At 70.5% G+C, this 16647-nt stretch carries 14 protein-coding genes; 3 read left to right on the top strand and 11 right to left on the bottom strand.

Going from position 1 to position 16647, the window contains the following annotated elements; genetic code table 11:
- Positions 1 to 577 precede the first annotated feature (577 nt).
- Positions 578 to 1621: a tryptophan--tRNA ligase gene (gene trpS / locus ACZ7L5_RS44550; protein WP_471524775.1), complete on the top strand. Its 1044-nt coding sequence runs from the start codon at positions 578 to 580 to the stop codon at positions 1619 to 1621.
- A gap of 41 nt (positions 1622 to 1662) precedes the next feature.
- Here the strand turns inward: trpS and proC are convergent, their stop codons facing one another.
- From proC to ACZ7L5_RS44520, 6 genes are all read right to left on the bottom strand, one after another.
- The gene (gene proC, locus ACZ7L5_RS44545) at positions 1663 to 2475 is read right to left on the bottom strand and encodes a pyrroline-5-carboxylate reductase (protein ID WP_471524773.1); all 813 of its coding nucleotides are present in this window, start codon (positions 2473 to 2475) and stop codon (positions 1663 to 1665) included.
- 140 nt (positions 2476 to 2615) lie between these two features.
- Positions 2616 to 3404 (bottom strand): ABC transporter permease, encoded by a 789-nt coding sequence (locus tag ACZ7L5_RS44540; protein WP_471524771.1) that lies wholly within the window; start codon positions 3402 to 3404, stop codon positions 2616 to 2618.
- Complete coding sequence (locus ACZ7L5_RS44535; protein WP_471524768.1) at positions 3401 to 4204, bottom strand: ABC transporter ATP-binding protein; 804 nt, start codon at positions 4202 to 4204, stop codon at positions 3401 to 3403. Before ACZ7L5_RS44535 ends, ACZ7L5_RS44540 begins: the two co-directional genes overlap by 4 nt.
- A gap of 155 nt (positions 4205 to 4359) precedes the next feature.
- Complete coding sequence (locus ACZ7L5_RS44530; RefSeq protein WP_471524766.1) at positions 4360 to 5130, bottom strand: class I SAM-dependent methyltransferase; 771 nt, start codon at positions 5128 to 5130, stop codon at positions 4360 to 4362.
- Positions 5131 to 5247: 117 nt separating this feature from the next.
- Entirely contained in the window at positions 5248 to 5751 is a 504-nt protein-coding gene (locus tag ACZ7L5_RS44525) for an EamA/RhaT family transporter (protein ID WP_471524764.1), read from the bottom strand.
- Positions 5752 to 5807: 56 nt separating this feature from the next.
- On the bottom strand, positions 5808 to 6146 hold the full coding sequence (locus tag ACZ7L5_RS44520) for an SH3 domain-containing protein (protein WP_471524763.1): 339 nt from the start codon (positions 6144 to 6146) through the stop codon (positions 5808 to 5810).
- Positions 6147 to 6327: 181 nt separating this feature from the next.
- Here ACZ7L5_RS44520 and ACZ7L5_RS44515 point away from each other — a divergent pair, with 181 nt between their 5' ends.
- A complete protein-coding gene (locus ACZ7L5_RS44515; RefSeq protein ID WP_471524761.1) occupies positions 6328 to 8463 on the top strand; it encodes a protein kinase domain-containing protein in 2136 nt (711 codons plus the stop codon).
- Between the two features lie 152 nt (positions 8464 to 8615).
- On the opposite strand, the gene ilvD is transcribed toward ACZ7L5_RS44515, so the two are convergent.
- The 4 genes from ilvD to ACZ7L5_RS44495 all read right to left on the bottom strand — a co-directional run bounded on the left by ilvD (position 8616) and on the right by ACZ7L5_RS44495 (position 13783).
- On the bottom strand, positions 8616 to 10469 hold the full coding sequence (gene ilvD / locus ACZ7L5_RS44510; RefSeq protein ID WP_471524760.1) for a dihydroxy-acid dehydratase: 1854 nt from the start codon (positions 10467 to 10469) through the stop codon (positions 8616 to 8618).
- A gap of 140 nt (positions 10470 to 10609) precedes the next feature.
- Complete coding sequence (locus tag ACZ7L5_RS44505; protein ID WP_471524759.1) at positions 10610 to 11236, bottom strand: TetR/AcrR family transcriptional regulator; 627 nt, start codon at positions 11234 to 11236, stop codon at positions 10610 to 10612.
- The gene (locus ACZ7L5_RS44500; protein WP_383249464.1) at positions 11233 to 12057 is read right to left on the bottom strand and encodes a sugar phosphate isomerase/epimerase family protein; all 825 of its coding nucleotides are present in this window, start codon (positions 12055 to 12057) and stop codon (positions 11233 to 11235) included. Before ACZ7L5_RS44500 ends, ACZ7L5_RS44505 begins: the two co-directional genes overlap by 4 nt.
- Positions 12058 to 12853: 796 nt before the next feature.
- On the bottom strand, positions 12854 to 13783 hold the full coding sequence (locus ACZ7L5_RS44495) for a Ppx/GppA family phosphatase (RefSeq protein ID WP_471524757.1): 930 nt from the start codon (positions 13781 to 13783) through the stop codon (positions 12854 to 12856).
- 74 nt (positions 13784 to 13857) lie between these two features.
- Between ACZ7L5_RS44495 and ACZ7L5_RS44490 the strand changes: the two genes are divergently transcribed.
- Positions 13858 to 14724, top strand: coding sequence for a DUF3109 family protein (locus tag ACZ7L5_RS44490; protein ID WP_471524755.1), 867 nt, complete (start codon positions 13858 to 13860; stop codon positions 14722 to 14724).
- A gap of 23 nt (positions 14725 to 14747) precedes the next feature.
- Here the strand turns inward: ACZ7L5_RS44490 and ACZ7L5_RS44485 are convergent, their stop codons facing one another.
- Entirely contained in the window at positions 14748 to 16532 is a 1785-nt protein-coding gene (locus ACZ7L5_RS44485) for a hypothetical protein (RefSeq protein ID WP_471524753.1), read from the bottom strand.
- Positions 16533 to 16647: the final 115 nt, after the last annotated feature.

Raw genomic sequence — 16647 nt, 5'->3', positions numbered from 1 at the left:
TTTTCTCGATCCGATTTCCTCGGTGCTTTCCAGGTTTCCGCTCTCGCGTTTCCCTTTCCGGCGTTTCCGACTCTATCAGATCCTTTCGGGCCTGACTCCCAGTCAGAGAGGCTTGCCTTCCCGGCCGTTGGGCCGTTCCGACGAGTGAGACTTTAGCGGATTCCTCGCTCCCGAGCTAATCGGGAGCTGCGTTCTGTCGAACGCGGATTCCTCATTCCGTAAATACGCATGCCAATGAAACGACGGCAGACAGGTCGACTGTCGTCGAATAGTTGTTGGTACTTGCGGAGTGGCTGTCCGGGGACCGACCGGAGTCGGCGCTCACGTCGGACAACTCGGAGAACACTACGGATCGGCCCAGGGCGTGTCAACTTCGCTCCTGACGGCACCCTCGGGGCGTACTCTGGGACGCATGACGACGCGTACGTGCACCCAACTGTGGTGGGCCGCCTGACGGCGGCCGTAGTCACGTATGCACTCAACGGCCGCCGCCTCGGCGGCCGTTTTCGTTTCTCCCTCCAGAGCTCCAGAGGGTCGGCCGCCGGGACGGCGGCCTCGACCAGGAGGTGGAGAAGAGATGACGCGGGTCTTCAGTGGGGTCAAGCCGACCGGGCATCTGACGCTGGGGAACTACCTGGGTGCCATGCGGCGGTGGGCCGCCCTCGATCAGCACGAGTCCGACGCGCTGTTCTGCATCGTCGATCTGCACGCGCTGACCGTGGACCACGATCCGGCGCGGGTGCGCAGGCTGAGCCGGCAGGCGGCGACGTTGCTGCTGGCGGCCGGGCTGGATCCGAAGCTGTGCACCGTCTTCGTACAGAGTCATGTGGATGAGCACGCGCGGCTGTCGTATCTGTTGGAGTGCGTGGCCACGGACGGCGAGATGCGGCGGATGATCCAGTACAAGGAGAAGGCCGAGCGGGAGCGGGTGCGGGGCGGGAGTGTGCGGCTGTCGCTGCTGACGTATCCCGTGCTGATGGCGGCGGACATCCTGGCGTACGGGACCGATCAGGTGCCGGTCGGGGACGATCAGACGCAGCATGTGGAGCTTGCGCGGGATCTCGCGGTGCGGTTCAACCAGCGCTACGGGCATACGTTCGTGGTGCCTCGGGCCACGCCTCCGCAGGTCGCGGCGCGCGTGATGAACCTGCAGGATCCGACGGCGAAGATGGGCAAGAGCGACGATTCCGGGCCGGGGATCGTCTATCTGCTCGATGAGCCCGATGTGGTGCGGAAGAAGGTCATGCGGGCCGTGACCGACAGCGGGCGGGAGGTCGTCTACGACCGGGCCGCGCAGCCAGGGGTGGCGAATCTGCTGGAGATCCTCGCGGCCTGTACGGGTGGGAACCCATCGGAGCTGAGCGGTGTATATGAATCGTACGGAGCTTTGAAGTCAGCCACCGCGGAGGCTGTGGTCGAGGTCCTCAGGCCCGTGCAGGCGAGGCACAGGGAGCTGTGCGCGGATCCTGGCTTTGTGAAGGGGGTGCTGCGGGATGGTGCAGAGCGGGCTCGGGCGATGGCCCGGCCGGTCGTGGATGCCGCCTATCGCGCGATCGGGTTGCTGCCGGCGATTGCAGCTACAACTGCGGCGGCGGCTGCCGATATCGAGGTGACCGCTTAGGGGGCGCGCTGGGCCGCCCCTCGGGCGGGGCGGCCGGCGCGTCAGGCGTTGTTTCCGGAGGCCAGCTCGCGGCTGCGGTCGCGGGCTGCTTCGAGGGCGGCGATGAGGGCGGCTCGTACGCCGTGGCTCTCGAGTTCGCGGATGGCGTTGATGGTGGTGCCGCCGGGGGACGTCACGTTCTCGCGGAGCTTGACGGGGTGTTCGCCGCTGTCGCGGAGCATCGTCGCGGCGCCGATCGCGGACTGGACGATCAGGTCGTGCGCCTTGTCGCGGGGCAGGCCGAGAAGGATGCCGGCGTCGGTCATGGCTTCGACCAAGTAGAAGAAGTACGCCGGGCCGGAGCCGGAGAGGGCGGTGCAGGCGTCCTGCTGGGACTCGGGGACGCGCAGCGTCTTGCCCACGGAGCCGAAGATCTCCTCGGCGTGGGCGAGGTCGGCTTCGCTGGCGTGGCTGCCGGCGGAGATGACGGACATCGCCTCGTCGACGAGGGCGGGGGTGTTCGTCATGACGCGGACGACCGGGGTGCCGGCGGCGAGGCGGGACTCGAAGAAGGAGGTGGGGATGCCTGCGGCTCCGCTGATGACCAGGCGGTCGGCGGGGACGTGCGGGGCGAGTTCGTCGAGGAGGGTGCCCATGTCCTGCGGCTTGACCGTGAGGATCAGGGTGTCGGCGGTCTTGGCGGCTTCCGCGTTGGTGACCGGGGTTACTCCGTGGCGGGCACGGAGTTCTTCGGCTCGTTCCGCGCGGCGGGCCGTCACCAGGAGGTCGGCCGGGGCCCAGCCGCCGCGGATCATTCCGCTGAGCAGAGCTTCGCCGATCTTGCCGGTGCCGAGGACTGCGACTTTCTGGGTCATGGCTGCGGTGCCCTCCGGGGGTTGCGTTGTCCGGGTTCATCCTCCCACCAGGGGCCCCTTTCGAGGTGGCGAGTCCAGTGGGCGGACGGGGCTGGGCGGGCTGGGCGGGCGGGCCGGACACCGGGCCCGGCCCTGGGCGGTCATGCCGTCCTGCGCCGCAGGGTTGCTGCGCCGAGGCCCAGGACGAGCAAAGCGCAGCCCGCCACGATCAGGGCGTCGCGTACGAAGGTGGCGGTCATGTCGGTGTGTTTGAGGACCTCGTTCATGCCATCGACCGCGTAGGACATGGGGAGGACGTTGGAGATGGCTTCGAGGGCGGGGTGCATGTTGTCGCGGGGAGTGAAGAGGCCGCAGAGGAGGAGTTGGGGGAAGATCACGGCCGGCATGAATTGGACGGCCTGGAATTCGGAGGCGGCGAAGGCCGAGACGAAGAGACCGAGCGCGGTGCCGAGCAGTGCGTCGAGCAGTGCCACGAGCAGGAGCAGCCAGGGGCTGCCGGTGACGTCCAGGCCCAGGAACCAGAGGGCGAGTCCGGTCGCCAGGGCCGACTGGATGATCGCGAGGGTGCCGAAGGCGAGGGCGTAGCCAGCGATCAGGTCGCCCTTGCCGAGGGGCATGGCGAGGAGGCGTTCGAGGGTCCCCGAGGTGCGTTCGCGCAGGGTGGCGATGGAGGTGACCAGGAACATCGTGATCAGCGGAAAGATCCCGAGGAGGGAGGCGCCGATGCTGTCGAAGGTGCGTGGGCTGCCGTCGAAGACATAGCGCAGTAGGAACAGCATCACGCAGGGGATGAGGACCAGCAGCGCGATGGTGCGCGGGTCGTGGCGGAGCTGGCGCAGGACCCTGGCGGCGGTGACGGTCGTGCGGGCAAGGCTCAGGGCTCCGGTGGGGGCCGGCCGGAGCGTGGTGGTGCTCGTCGTCGTGGTCATCGCGTGGTCTCCTTCGCGCGGGCTGCCGCTGTCGCCTCGTCGACCAGGTGCAGGAAGGCCGCCTCGACCGTCTCGGAGTGCGTACGGGTACGGAGGGCGTCCGGAGTGTCGTCGGCGAGGATCTGGCCCTCGCGCATCAGGAGGAGGCGGTGGCAGCGCTCGGCCTCGTCCATGACGTGGGAGGAGATGAGGAGGGTGGCGTTGCGGGAGGCAGCGATGTCGTGGAAGAGGCTCCAGAGGTCGCGGCGCAGGACCGGGTCCAGGCCGACCGTCGGTTCGTCCAGGACGAGGAGTTCGGGGGTGCCGAGGAGGGCGACCGCCAGGGAGACGCGGCTGCGCTGGCCGCCGGAGAGGTTGCCGGCCAGGGAGTCGGCGTGGCTGGTGAGGTCGACGTCGGCGATGGCACGGGTGACGTTCTCGTGGCGCCGGTCGGCTGAGGCGCGGCCCGGGTCGAGGATCGCGGCGAAGTAAGTGAGGTTCTGGCGGATCGTCAGGTCGTCGTAGACGGAGGGAGCTTGGGTGACGTAGCCGATGCGCGTGCGCAGGGTGGGCCGGCCTGCGGGGCTGCCGAGCACGTCGAGGGTGCCGGTGACCTTGGCCTGGGTGCCGACGATCGCCCTCATGAGGGTGGTCTTGCCGCAGCCGGACGGGCCGAGCAGACCGGTGATCTGACCGCGCGGGACGGTGAAATCGAGGTCGCGGAGCACCTGGCGGGTGCCGCGTACGACGTTGAGGGCCTCGGCTCGGATGGCGGGGGTGTCGGGTGGCGGGTCGGATCGGACGGAGGCGTAATTCATCATGTGATGAATAATCCTCCGGCGGACCTATGGCGTCAAGCGCCGGGGAGGGCCGGGGTCAGGTGTGGGCACATGGCTCGCCCGCCCACGCCGGGTCGGGGGCGGGGCGGGCGGAGGGGACGTGACGGTCGGTCGCTGGTTGCTGGACGGCGTGGGGGTCAGGAGGTGGTGGCGATGAGGAGGTCGACGTCGTAGGTCTCCTCGATGATTCCGGTCGGGAAGGTGTCGAGGAGGAGTTGCTTTTCCTCGGTGAGGAAGGTGGTGCTTGCTTCCGGGCCGTGAACCAGGAAGAGCGAGTGGCTGCCGAGATTCGCCAGGTGCGTGTCGATGGGGATGCGACGGCTCCAGCGGACCTTGTGGCCGGTGAAGTCGAGGAGGCCGGTGGGGTCGGAGAGAGCGGCTCGGGCGCCGCTGCCGTTCTGCTCGACGGCGGGGTGATGACCGAAGCGCTTCTCGATACGGACTGCCTGTGCGGCGTGCCAAGGGATGTCGAGCGGGGTGGTGTTCCACCACAGGGCGAGTGCGCCGCCGGGGCGCAGTACGCGCAGGGCCTCGGGCACGGCGTGGGCGGGGTCCGTCCAGTGCCAGGCCTGGGCGTAGGTGAGGAAGTCGGCGGAGGCTGTGGCGAGGGGGAGGGCGTTGCCGTTGCCGCGGACGATCGGTATGTCGGGGTGGGTGCGGCGGAACTGGGCCGCCATGCCGTCGCCGGGCTCGACGGCCAGTACGGCGGCGCCGCGCCGGTGCAGGAGTTCGGTGGCGATGCCGGTGCCCGCGCCGACGTCCACGACGCGCGCGCCGGTGAGGGAGCGGCCGGCGAGCTCTTCGATCGCGTCGAAGAGGGCGGGTGGGTAGGAGGGGCGGTTCGCGGCGTACTGAGCCGCGGCCGCGTTGAAGGAACGGGCTCGGTCGGCGTGGGAAGGGGCCGTCATACGGCCATGGTGGCCCTGGTCGGTGCGATAGGCGCCGACTTTTCCGAGAGGGGGCGGGCTGCGCGCCCGGCACAGCGCCACGGGGCGATGGGCGGAGGTGTTGGTACGGCTCCCGTGCTAGCCGCGGCGACGCTTCTTCGCTGGGTTGCCCGTGCGGCGGGTGGTGCGGTTCTGGTGTTGCTTGCGGGCCGCCTCGTACTCCTCGCGGTGGAGTTTCTCGCCGGGAGCCTCGGTGAGGGAGCGGAAGAAGTAGGCGAGGAGAGAGCCGACGAAGCCGATGGTCAGGAGGCCGCGCAGGGAGGCGTGGCGGTCGGGGTCGGGGCGTTTGGTGAAGCCGTCCCAGGTGTGGCGGAAGGCGAGGGCGCTGCAGACCGCGAACATCAGGACCATCAGGAGGGTCACGAAGCCGCCGATGTCGGCGATCTGTAGCCCCTGGTAGGCCAGGCGCAGCACCAGGCAGGCGGCGGCCGCGGTGGCGAGGGAGCCGGCGGACACCGCGATACGGCGGGCGGTGTAGCCGTTGTCGCGGTCGACCCAGGTCGTGCCGAAGAAGCGCAGGGGCTCGGGGCGGGGGCCCGTGGAGCCCGCGGGGATGTCCGGGGTGCCGTTCGTCTCGCTCACGCGTCGATTATGGCTCCGGCACGGCCGCGGGCTCCGTACGGGTCACCGCATACCGGTCAGGACGAACAGCGGGGGCGGACGTAGCCGTCGCTGCCTGTCCGTACATAGGCGTCCGAGACGTACTCGCCGCTGGCGATGTTGTCCCAGATGTTCGTCGTGCCGTACGGGCCCGACACGCGTGTGCCCGGCGTCTGGCAGTAGATCGCGACCCGGATTCCCTCGGACAGGACCTTGATGATCGGGTAGCTGGTGCCGGGGCCGCTGCGGACGTTGAGACGGACGCCCGGCGCGACCGAGTAGTACGGCACGGCCGCGGCCGTTGCGGCCATCGTGACGGCGGCATCCGCGGCCTTTTCCTCGCCGCCGTCCAGCAAATCGACACGGTCAACAGACATGAGACTTCCCCCCGTTGATCCCCATGACCGTCATGGGGTCCCGTTGATTCCCCTAAATCACGCCATGAAACAGAAGTTCACAACTCGAACGCGGAGACTAGCAAGCCGCCTCTGTATCGCACGAGTCATCGACTAGGCTCCGTGCGTCGCGCGCGCGGACGAACAGCACGGGGGTGGTCCCATGGCGCCACAGCAGAACGCCGGAGCGGGCGCGGAAGCGGAACTTCCCGAGTACGCCGGTCACTACCGTCTGGAGTCCCACCTGGGGTCCGGCGGCATGGGCGTCGTACATCTCGCACGGAGTACGTCGGGCATGCAGCTCGCCGTGAAGGTCGTGCATGCCGAGTTCGCGAAGGATCCCGAGTTCAGGGGGCGGTTCCGGCAGGAGGTGGGGGCGGCTCGCAGGGTCAGCGGGGCCTTCACCGCGCCGGTGGTGGACGCCGATCCGGAGGCCGAACGGCCTTGGATGGCCACGCTGTTCATCCCCGGGCCGACCCTCTCCGACCAGGTGAAGCGGAACGGGCCGATGGAGCCGGCGCAGTTGCGGCAGCTGATGGCCGGGCTGGCGGAGGCGCTGCGCGACATCCACCGGGTCGGGGTGGTGCACCGGGACCTGAAGCCGAGCAATGTGCTGCTCGCCGAGGACGGGCCGAAGGTCATCGACTTCGGCATCTCTCGGCCAAAGGACAGCGAACTGCGCACCGAGACCGGGAAGCTGATCGGCACGCCGCCGTTCATGGCGCCGGAGCAGTTCCGGCGGCCGCGGGAGGTCGGGCCGGCCGCCGACATCTTCGCGCTGGGGTCCGTGATGGTGCATGCCGCGACGGGGCGAGGTCCGTTCGACTCCGACAGCCCGTACGTCGTCGCCTACCAGGTCGTCCATGACGAGCCGGACCTGACCGGCGTACCGGAGAATCTCGCGCCGCTCATCGGGCAGTGTCTCGCCAAGGAGCCCGAGGGCCGTCCCACGCCGGACGAGTTGATGCGGGAGCTGCGGTCGGTGGCGGCCTCGTACGACACGCAGGCGTTCATACCGGCGCAGCGCACGGGGGATGCGCCCAAGCCGGAACGTGGTTCCGCGAAGCCGGAGCCGGATCCGCAGCCAGAGGCAGGGCCGGCGTCGACGAGACGGCGCCTGCTCAGGCGGGCAGCGCTTGCCGGCGTGGCTCTGGCGCTTGTCGTCGTCGGCGGAGTCGCCGCTGTGCAGCTGATGGACGACGTCCACCAAGAGCGTCCGAGCCGGAGCGGCAGCGACGGCGCATCCTCCGCGTCGGCAGGGTTCGGGCCCTGGGCCGTCAAGCCGGTGCCGCAGGGAAAGGGGCTGCCCAGATGCACGTACGAAAGACCCAGACTGCTGTGTACACAACCGGGGCTGATCAGCTCGCTCGATCCCATGGACGGCAGCGTGCTGTGGCGGCATGACCTGGACAAAGGCGACTCCCCCGGCGGCCCGCCGACCCTCTCCGGTGGGCTGGCGCATGTGCTGACGCACGCCGGCAGGCGTCTGGAGGCGCTCGATCCCGCGACGGGCAAGGCGCGGTGGCAGCTGGACGTCTCGGCGTACCGGGGGTTCCGGTTCGCGGACGGCATGCTGCTGCTCAGCGGAGCCGACGGGCGGATGACCGGTGTCGACAGCGCGTCCGGCGAGACGAAGTGGTCGCGGGGGATCCCGGGGCTGAGCGAGGCGTACGTCGTGTCGTTCCCGAAGAGCCCGTGGGTTCTCGTGACGAGTACGTCCGCCGACGGGGACCGGACGCGGGTCATGGCGGTCGATCCGAGTACCGGGGATGTGCGATGGGACGTACGACTCGACGGCGATCTGACTCCCGTAGGGGTCACCGGCGGCGAGGTGTTCTTCCTTGCGGGCGGCGGTGACTACGGCGAGGCGAAGGCCGTGGTCCGCTACAGCCTGGAGTCCGGGGCTACGCGGCGCGTGGACCTGCCCGTTCCGGTGGTTCAGGCGCAGGCCGGCGTACACGGTGGGGTGGTCTACCTCCTGGGCACCGGCGGATCACTCGTGGCGGTCGACACCCGCGCGGGCAAGCAGTTGTGGTCGCTGGAGACAACCGTGAGCCAGGGCTCGGCGCCCGTCTCCGACGGCCGGCGCGTGTACTTCACCGCCGCTGACGGGCGGCTGCTCGCCGTCGACGCCGCCGAGGGGAAGCTCCTCGGCCAGACGCCCCCGCGCCTCAACGCGAACTCCGCCGAGGCCACAGCGGCGTTGCCGCCACCCGGCCTGGGCGACGGCGGGATCTACGCCACCGCCCCCGACGGCACCGTCTTCGCCGTGGACACGCTCAGTCCGTCCGCCTGGTGACGGCAGAGGGGGCCTGTCCGCCGGGTGACGGCAGAGGAGCCCGTCCGCCGGGTGACGTGGCAGAGGGGCCGCCTCCGAAGAGACTGCCCCTCAGGAACCTCAGAAACTTCAGGAACCCTCGCTGTACCTCACGAGCCAGCCCCTGGCGGGGCTCAGCCCAGCTTGGTCACGTCCCGCACCGCGCCCTTGTCGGCGCTGGTCGCCATCGCCGCGTATGCCCGCAGCGCCGCCGACACCTTGCGGTCGCGGTTCTTCGGCGCGTACGCCCCGTTCAACGCCTGCTCACGGCGGGCGAGTTCCGCATCGTCGACCAGCAACTCGATCGAGCGATTCGGGATGTCGATGCGGATACGGTCGCCGTCCTCGACCAGGGCGATCGTGCCGCCGGACGCGGCCTCCGGGGAGGCGTGGCCGATGGACAGACCGGACGTGCCGCCGGAGAAGCGGCCGTCGGTGATCAGAGCGCAGGTCTTGCCGAGGCCGCGGCCCTTGAGGAAGGACGTCGGGTAGAGCATCTCCTGCATGCCGGGGCCGCCCTTGGGGCCCTCGTAGCGGATGACGACGACATCGCCGTCCGTCACCTGTTTGTTGAGGATCTTCTCGACGGCCTCTTCCTGTGACTCGCAGACGACTGCCGGGCCCTCGAAGGTCCAGATCGACTCGTCCACACCCGCGGTCTTGACCACGCACCCGTCGACGGCGAGGTTGCCCTTCAGAACCGCCAGGCCGCCGTCCTTGGAGTACGCGTGCTCGGCGCTGCGGATGCAGCCGCCCTCGGCGTCCTCGTCCAGCGCCTCCCAGCGCTCGGACTGTGAGAAGGCCTCCGCCGACCGGACACAGCCCGGGGCCGCGTGCCACAGCTCGACCGCCTTCGGCGAGGGCGAGCCACCGCGCACGTCCCAGGTCTTCAGCCAGTCCGACAGGGACGGGCTGTGGACGGCGTGCACGTCCTCGTTGAGCAGCCCGGCGCGGTGCAGCTCGCCCAGCAGAGCCGGGATGCCGCCCGCGCGGTGCACGTCCTCCATGTAGTACGTGCGGTCCTTGGCGACGTTCGGCGCGACCTTCGCCAGGCAGGGAACCCGGCGGCTGACCTCGTTGATCTGCTCCAGCCCGAACGGAACGCCCGCCTCCTGGGCGGCGGCCAGCAGGTGCAGGATCGTGTTGGTCGAGCCGCCCATCGCGATGTCGAGGGCCATGGCGTTCTCGAAGGCCGCGAAGGTGGCGACGTTGCGCGGGAGGACCGTCTCGTCGTCCTGGTCGTAGTAGCGGCGGGTGATGTCCATGACCGTGCGGGCCGCGTCCTCGTACAGGGCCTTGCGGGCCGTGTGCGTGGCGAGGACGGAGCCGTTGCCGGGCAGGGACAGGCCGATGGCCTCCGTCAGGCAGTTCATCGAGTTGGCGGTGAACATGCCGGAGCAGGAACCGCAGGTCGGACAGGCGTTCTCCTCGATACGGAGGATGTCCTCGTCCGAGATCTTGTCGTTCACGGCGTCGGAGATCGCGTCGACCAGGTCGAGCGTACGGACCGTGCCGTCGACCAGCGTGGCGCGGCCGGACTCCATGGGGCCACCGGAGACGAAGACCGTGGGGATGTTGAGCCGCAGGGCGGCGTTCAGCATGCCCGGCGTGATCTTGTCGCAGTTGGAGATGCAGATCAGGGCGTCGGCGCAGTGCGCCTCGACCATGTACTCCACGCTGTCCGCGATCAGATCACGGGACGGCAGGGAGTAGAGCATCCCGCCGTGCCCCATCGCGATGCCGTCGTCGACGGCGATGGTGTTGAACTCGCGCGGGATGCCCCCGGCCTCCCTGATCGCCTCGCTGACGATCCGGCCGACGGGCTGGAGGTGCGTGTGACCGGGCACGAACTCGGTGAAGCTGTTCGCCACTGCGATGATCGGCTTCCGGCCGATGTCCGCACCGGGTACACCGGAGGCGCGCATAAGGGCGCGGGCGCCCGCCATGTTGCGGCCGTGGGTGACTGTGCGGGACCTCAGCTCGGGCATCGTCGCTCGCTCCTTCAGAGACAGCAGAGACTGCGATCAGAGACTTCTGACTGCTAACGAGCGTACGCCGGTCATCCAGAGGGCGGGACAAGGTGTCCGGAATACGGGACGCATGTCTCGCGGAACAGGCACCTGTCCCGTCACCGACCGGTGAGGTGCCCCTGCACTACGGGCGCCACACGCGCGATGATCTGCTCCACGTCCACCGAGGCGATCGGCTCGATCTTGATCACGTACCGCATCATCGCGACGCCCACCAGCTGCGCGGCGGCGAGCTCGGCGCGCAGCTCGGCGTCCGGGGCGTCGAGCTCGCCGGCGAGGCGCCGCAGCAGCTGGGCGGAGACGAGCCGCCGGAAGACGGCGGCAGCGGCCTCGGTGTTGACCGCCGACCTGACGATGGCGAGCAGCGGCTTCCGGGACACGGGGTTCTCCCAGAGCCCGAAGATGAAGCGTGTCATGCGCTCACCGACGTCGTCGAGAGGACCCTGAAGCACCAGGTCCCGCACCTTGAAGGCGGGCGCGAAGGCGACCTCCACGGACGCCTCGAAGACCTGCTCCTTGGTGCCGAAGTAATGGTGCACGAGCGCCGAGTCCACGCCGGCCGCCTTCGCGATGCCGCGCACGGACGTCTTCTCGTAGCCCCGCTCGGAGAACTCCTCGCGGGCGGCGCTCAGGATGCGGTCGCGGGTGTCTGCGGCCTCCGTACGCGGGGGTCGGCCACGGCGTCGGGAGCCCACCCCGCCTTCGCCCGAGGTGATGCCGGTCACGGCCGGGACACCTTCATCGCCGAGGCCAGATGCAGTCGCGTGAAGGCGAGAGCCTCGGCGAGGTCGGCCTCGCGTTCGGCGCTGGACATCGCGCGGCGGGTGTTGACCTCGATGACGACGTGGCCGTCGAAGCCGGTCAGGGCGAGCCGCTCCAGCACCTCGGCGCAGGGCTGGGTGCCGCGGCCCGGGACGAGGTGCTCGTCCTTCGCCGACCCCCTGCCGTCGGCGAGGTGGACGTGGCCCAGCCGGTCGCCCATGCGGTCGATCATCTGCAGGGCATCCGCCCGGGCGGTCGCCGTATGACTGAGATCGATCGTGAAGTGCCGGTAGTCGTCCTTCGTCACGTCCCAGTCGGGGGCGTACGCGAGCATCTCGCGGTCGCGGTAGCGCCAGGGGTACATGTTCTCGACGGCGAACCGCACATCCGTCTCGTTCGCCATTCGCCAGATTCCCTCGACGAAGTCGCGGGCGTACTGGCGCTGCCAGCGGAACGGGGGGTGTACGACGACGGTGCCGGCCCCGAGCTTCTCGGCGGCCGCCTGGGCGCGCTGGAGCTTGGTCCACGGGTCGGTGGACCACACGCGCTGCGTGATCAGCAGACAAGGGGCGTGAACGGCGAGGATCGGGATGCGGTGGTAGTCGCTCAGCCTCCGCAGGGCCTCCATGTCCTGGCTGACCGGGTCGGTCCACACCATGACCTCGACACCGTCGTACCCGAGGCGCGCGGCGATCTCGAAGGCCGTCGCCGTCGACTCCGGATAGACGGAAGCCGTCGACAGGGCGACCTTCGCATCCGGGATGCGCACCACTGGTTCTGCCACGGGGACAGCGTACGGGGCGGTGCTGGGCGTCGGGGAACTGATGGGGGTGAGGGCTCTGGGAGGGGGTGCAATCGGCCATGGGTGCGAACTGGGGGTATGCCGGGGGGTGGGGTCGGGGGGTGTGGCGGGGTTCACGCCGCGGGGGGGGTCGTTCGGGGCGGGCGTCGACGCGGGGCGGGTTCCAAGGGGTGCCGCTCGGCAGCAGTACTCGCCCCCGCCGCCCCTACCCGTCCCACCTCCAGGGGCTCCGCCCCTTCAACCCCGCCAAGGGGCTCCGCCCCCTGGACCCCCATCGGCCCGAACGGCCTCGTCCTCAAACGCCGGACGGGCTGACAATGCCTGGACCGGCGCCGAGAAGGACCGTCGGCACCCATGCGCAGCCCCCTGCGGGTGGGCGGGGGCTAGGGACGGTCGCGGCCAGACACCGCACCGGCTGAATACCCCTGGCCGACACCGAAAAAGCACCCCCGGCACCCATGCACAGCCCCTGCGAGTGGACGGGAGCTAGGGACGGACGCGGCCTCAAACACCGCACCGGCTGAATACCCCTGGCCGACACCGAAAAAGCACCCCCGGCACCCATGCGCAGCCCCCTGCCATTGGACGGGAGCTAGGGACGGACGCGGCCTCAAACACCGCACGGGGTGGAATTGCCTGGACCGGCACCGAGAAGGGCCGTCGGCACCCGTGCGCAGCCCCGACCCACCCACCGCACCGCAGGCGCTACGCGCACCCCACCGAAACAGCCACAGGCCGCCGCAGGCACCCCCGCCCAACCGCCGGAGGCAACCCGCACTCAGACCGACAAGTGATCCAACTTCCGCAGAATCACGCCCTCGCGCAACGCCCAAGGGCAGACCTCCAGCGTTTCCACCCCGAACAGATCCATCGCCCCCTCGGCCACCAGCGCCCCCGCGAGCAACTGCCCCGCCCGCCCCTCGGAGACCCCCGGCAGTTCGGCGCGCTGGACCACCGTCATCCCCGCCAGTCGGGGAACCCACGCCTCCAAGGACTCCCGCTTCAGCTCGCGCTGGGCGTACAGGCCCTCCGCGGAGCGGGCGGCGCCGGCGAGGCGGGCCAGTTGCTTGAAGGTCTTGGACGTGGCGACCACGTGATCAGGCGCGCCGAACCGGGTGAATTCACCGACCGTACGGGCGATCTGCGCGCGGACATGCCGGCGCAGCGCGCGTATGTCCTCCGGCTCGGGCGGATCACCCGGCAGCCAGCCGGCCGTCAGCCGCCCCGCGCCCAGCGGCAGCGACACCGCCGCGTCCGGCTCCTCGTCGATGCCGTACGCGATCTCCAGGGACCCGCCCCCGATGTCCAGCACCAGCAGCTTCCCGGCCGACCACCCGAACCACCGCCGCGCGGCGAGGAAGGTCAGTCGAGCCTCCTCCGCACCGGTGAGAACCTGCAGCTCAACCCCGGTCTCAGCCTTCACGCGCGAGAGCACGTCATCGGCGTTGGTGGCCTCCCGCACCGCGGACGTCGCGAACGGCAGCACCTCCTCGGCGCCCTTGTCCTCGGCGGCCTGCAGCGCCCCGTGGATGACGCCGATCAGCTTGTCGATGCCCTCGGGACCGATGGCCCCGCTGTCGTCGAGGAGTTGGGCAAGGCGCAGTTCCGCCTTGTGCGAGTGCGCGGGCAACGGGCGCGCGCCGGGGTGCGCATCCACCACCAGGAGATGCACCGTGTTGGATCCAACGTCGAGGACACCGAGTCTCATGCACGGAACGCTACTGCCCCCTGGTCGATCCTCCGTCCTCGAAGTCGCAGGTGCGGACGCCGTACTCTGGACGCGTGCCAAAGACGAAAAAGGCGAAGAACGACAAGACGGCCAAATCAGCCAAGGGTTCTTCGCAGGCGAAGGCAGCCATGAAGTCGAAGAAGTCCTCGAAGCCCTCCCAGGACCAGGAACCGGACGAGAAGGGCCTGGACTTCGCACGCGCATGGGTGGAGTTCCCGGATCCGGCGGACGACGAGCAGGTCTTCCGGTGCGATCTGACATGGCTGACCTCCCGCTGGAACTGCATCTTCGGCAGCGGCTGCCAGGGCATCCAGGCAGGCCGCGCGGACGACGGCTGCTGCACGCTGGGCGCGCACTTCTCCGACGAGGACGACGAGAAGCGAGTCGCCGATCATGTGGCGAGGCTCACGCCGGAGATCTGGCAGCACCATGACGAGGGCATGGAGCACGGCTGGATCTCCGAGGACGAGGACGGCGACCGTCAGACCCGCCCCTTCAACGGCTCGTGCATCTTCCAGAACCGCCCCGGCTTCGCGGGCGGAGCGGGCTGCTCGCTGCACATCCTCGCCCTGAAGGAGGGCCGCGAGCCGCTGGAGACCAAGCCGGACGTCTGCTGGCAGCTGCCGGTCCGGCGGACATACGACTGGATCGACCGGCCCGACGACACCCGGGTGCTCCAGGTGTCGATCGGTGAGTACGACCGGCGCGGCTGGGGCCCGGGCGGCCACGACCTGCACTGGTGGTGCACGTCGGCGACCTCGGCGCACGGCGCGGGCGACCCGGTGTACGTGTCGTACCGGCCGGAGCTGATCGAACTGATGGGCAAAGCGGGCTACGACCGCCTCGTCGAGCTGTGCGAGGAGCGGCTGGCGTCGCAGCTGCCGTTGCTGGCGCCGCATCCGGCGGATCCCGTCGGCTGACGGCACGGTCAGGGGCCGGCGGCCTACGACCCCGAGGGACTCGGGTCGCCGCTCCCGCTGGGCGGCGGCGTCGAGTCCCCCGGCTCGGACGGGCCCGACTCGGACGGCTCGCCCGGTGTGGGCGGCGGGTCGGAGGGCGAGGTCGGCGGGTCGCTGGGCGTCGGGTCGGTCGGAACCGGGGTCGTCGGCGTCGGATCGGGCCCCGAGGACGAGGGCGGCGGCTCGCTGGGGGTCCCGGGGTCGGTCGGATCGGTGGGCTGAGGGTTGCTGGGATACGGGCCGGGGCCCTGTCCCGGGCCGGAGGGGCTCGGGGCGGTGCCGTAGCCCTCGATGGAGACGAGGGCACCGGCTGGTGAGATCGCCAGCCGCGCGCTCCAGTACCCGGACGGCTCCCGCAGATGGTCGACGTACACCTTGATCGTCAACGTCTCACCGGGCGCCAGCGTTCCCGCCGATTGACTCAGATAGAGCCAGTGCGCACCGGTGCTCGCGGACCAGCGCACCGGCATACGCCCCGTCGCCCTGAGGGTGACGAGCGTGGTGTCGCCGCTGTTGCCGGCCGACACCTCCAGGCCGCCGACGCCCGCCCCGCGCGCGCCGCTGACGCTGACGACCTCCACGGAGACGTCCGGTTTGCCGCGGTCGCCGAAACTTTCACCGCGTCTGGTGCTCGCGTTGCCCGCGTTCTCGTAGCCGTCGCCCGCGGCCTCCCCGTCGAGGCTGCCGGGGCCCTGCGCCTCGCTCGCGCTGGCCGAGCTGCCGTCGACGCCCTCGCCGGTCGGGGTGCCCCGGTAGGCGGCCCACAAGGCGATGACGGGGGCGGCGACGACGGTGGCGACGACGGTCGTCGTGACAGCACGCGCGCGTAGCCGGTCCCGGCGGGCGGCGCGATCCTTCGGGTCCATCGGAAACCCGCGCCGGTCGAAGCGCGGCACGGCCACGCCCCGCGCGCGTGGGGCGTGCGCGAGGGCCATGTGCAGGGCCGCGCGGGGCGCTTGCAGGACGGGCAGTTCGGCGGGGGTGACGGCCGCGCCGGGCCACCGGCCCGGGATGGCGCGCTCGGCGGTACGGCGGCAGCGCGGGCAGTCGTCGACGTGCCGGACGAGCTCGCGGCGCAGGGCGGTCCCGAGGACGAGTTGGTTGTCGCCGGTGAGCCGGGCGACGCCCGGACAGGCGCCGGTCTCGACGACGGCGAGGGCCGCGCGCGTGCGCTCGACCTCGCAGGCGGCGGAGGCGAGCAGTTCGCGGGCGCCGGCCAGGTCCATGCCGAGGACGGCGGCGACCTCATGGGTGGCGAGGTGGTGGCGTACGGCGAGTTCGAGCGCCTCGCGCTGTTCCGGCGTGGTGCCTGCGGCCTCCGGCCAGGCCAGCAGGGCCAGTTCGCGGCGCCGCTGCTCCTGGACCTCCTCGGCGACGGCCGGCCGCGCGGCCTGTGTCCCGGTCTGCCGATGGGCGCCGGTCCGGCCCGCCGCGTGGCTGCCCTGACGTTTCTGCTTGGCCTCGGCCAGCTTGCGCAGACACGCCCAGCGGGCCAGCGCGTACAGCCAGGGCCGTCGGTCCGCGGCGGCCTCCGGCACACGCTGTCCGCGCCGTTCGGCGAGGGCGAGGACGTCGCCGAGGGCGGCGGTCGCGGTGTCGTGGTCGCACAGCACGGACAGGCAGTAGGTGAACAGCCCGTCCAGATACGGCTCGTAGCGCGCGGGCGTCCGCTGCGCCACCGTGCGCGCCGCCGCGCGATCGCGCGCCTCCCGCTGCGCCCGGTGCGCGCCGGCCGTGCGGGTCGAGGTCTCCGGACTGCTGCTCATCATTGGTGGACCGTAGGCGGCTCCGGGTGGCGCCTTCTCCCCGCTTGAGCAGTTTTACTCCGTACGGGTGAAACGATCCCTCAATAGGGGACAGGAGCGCCGGATTCCGTGGTTTGTG

The sequence above is a fragment of the Streptomyces sp. NPDC107528 genome, from assembly GCF_055639295.1.
Note: the sequence above shows the minus strand (reverse complement) of the source record. Positions and strands in the feature narration are given on the sequence as shown.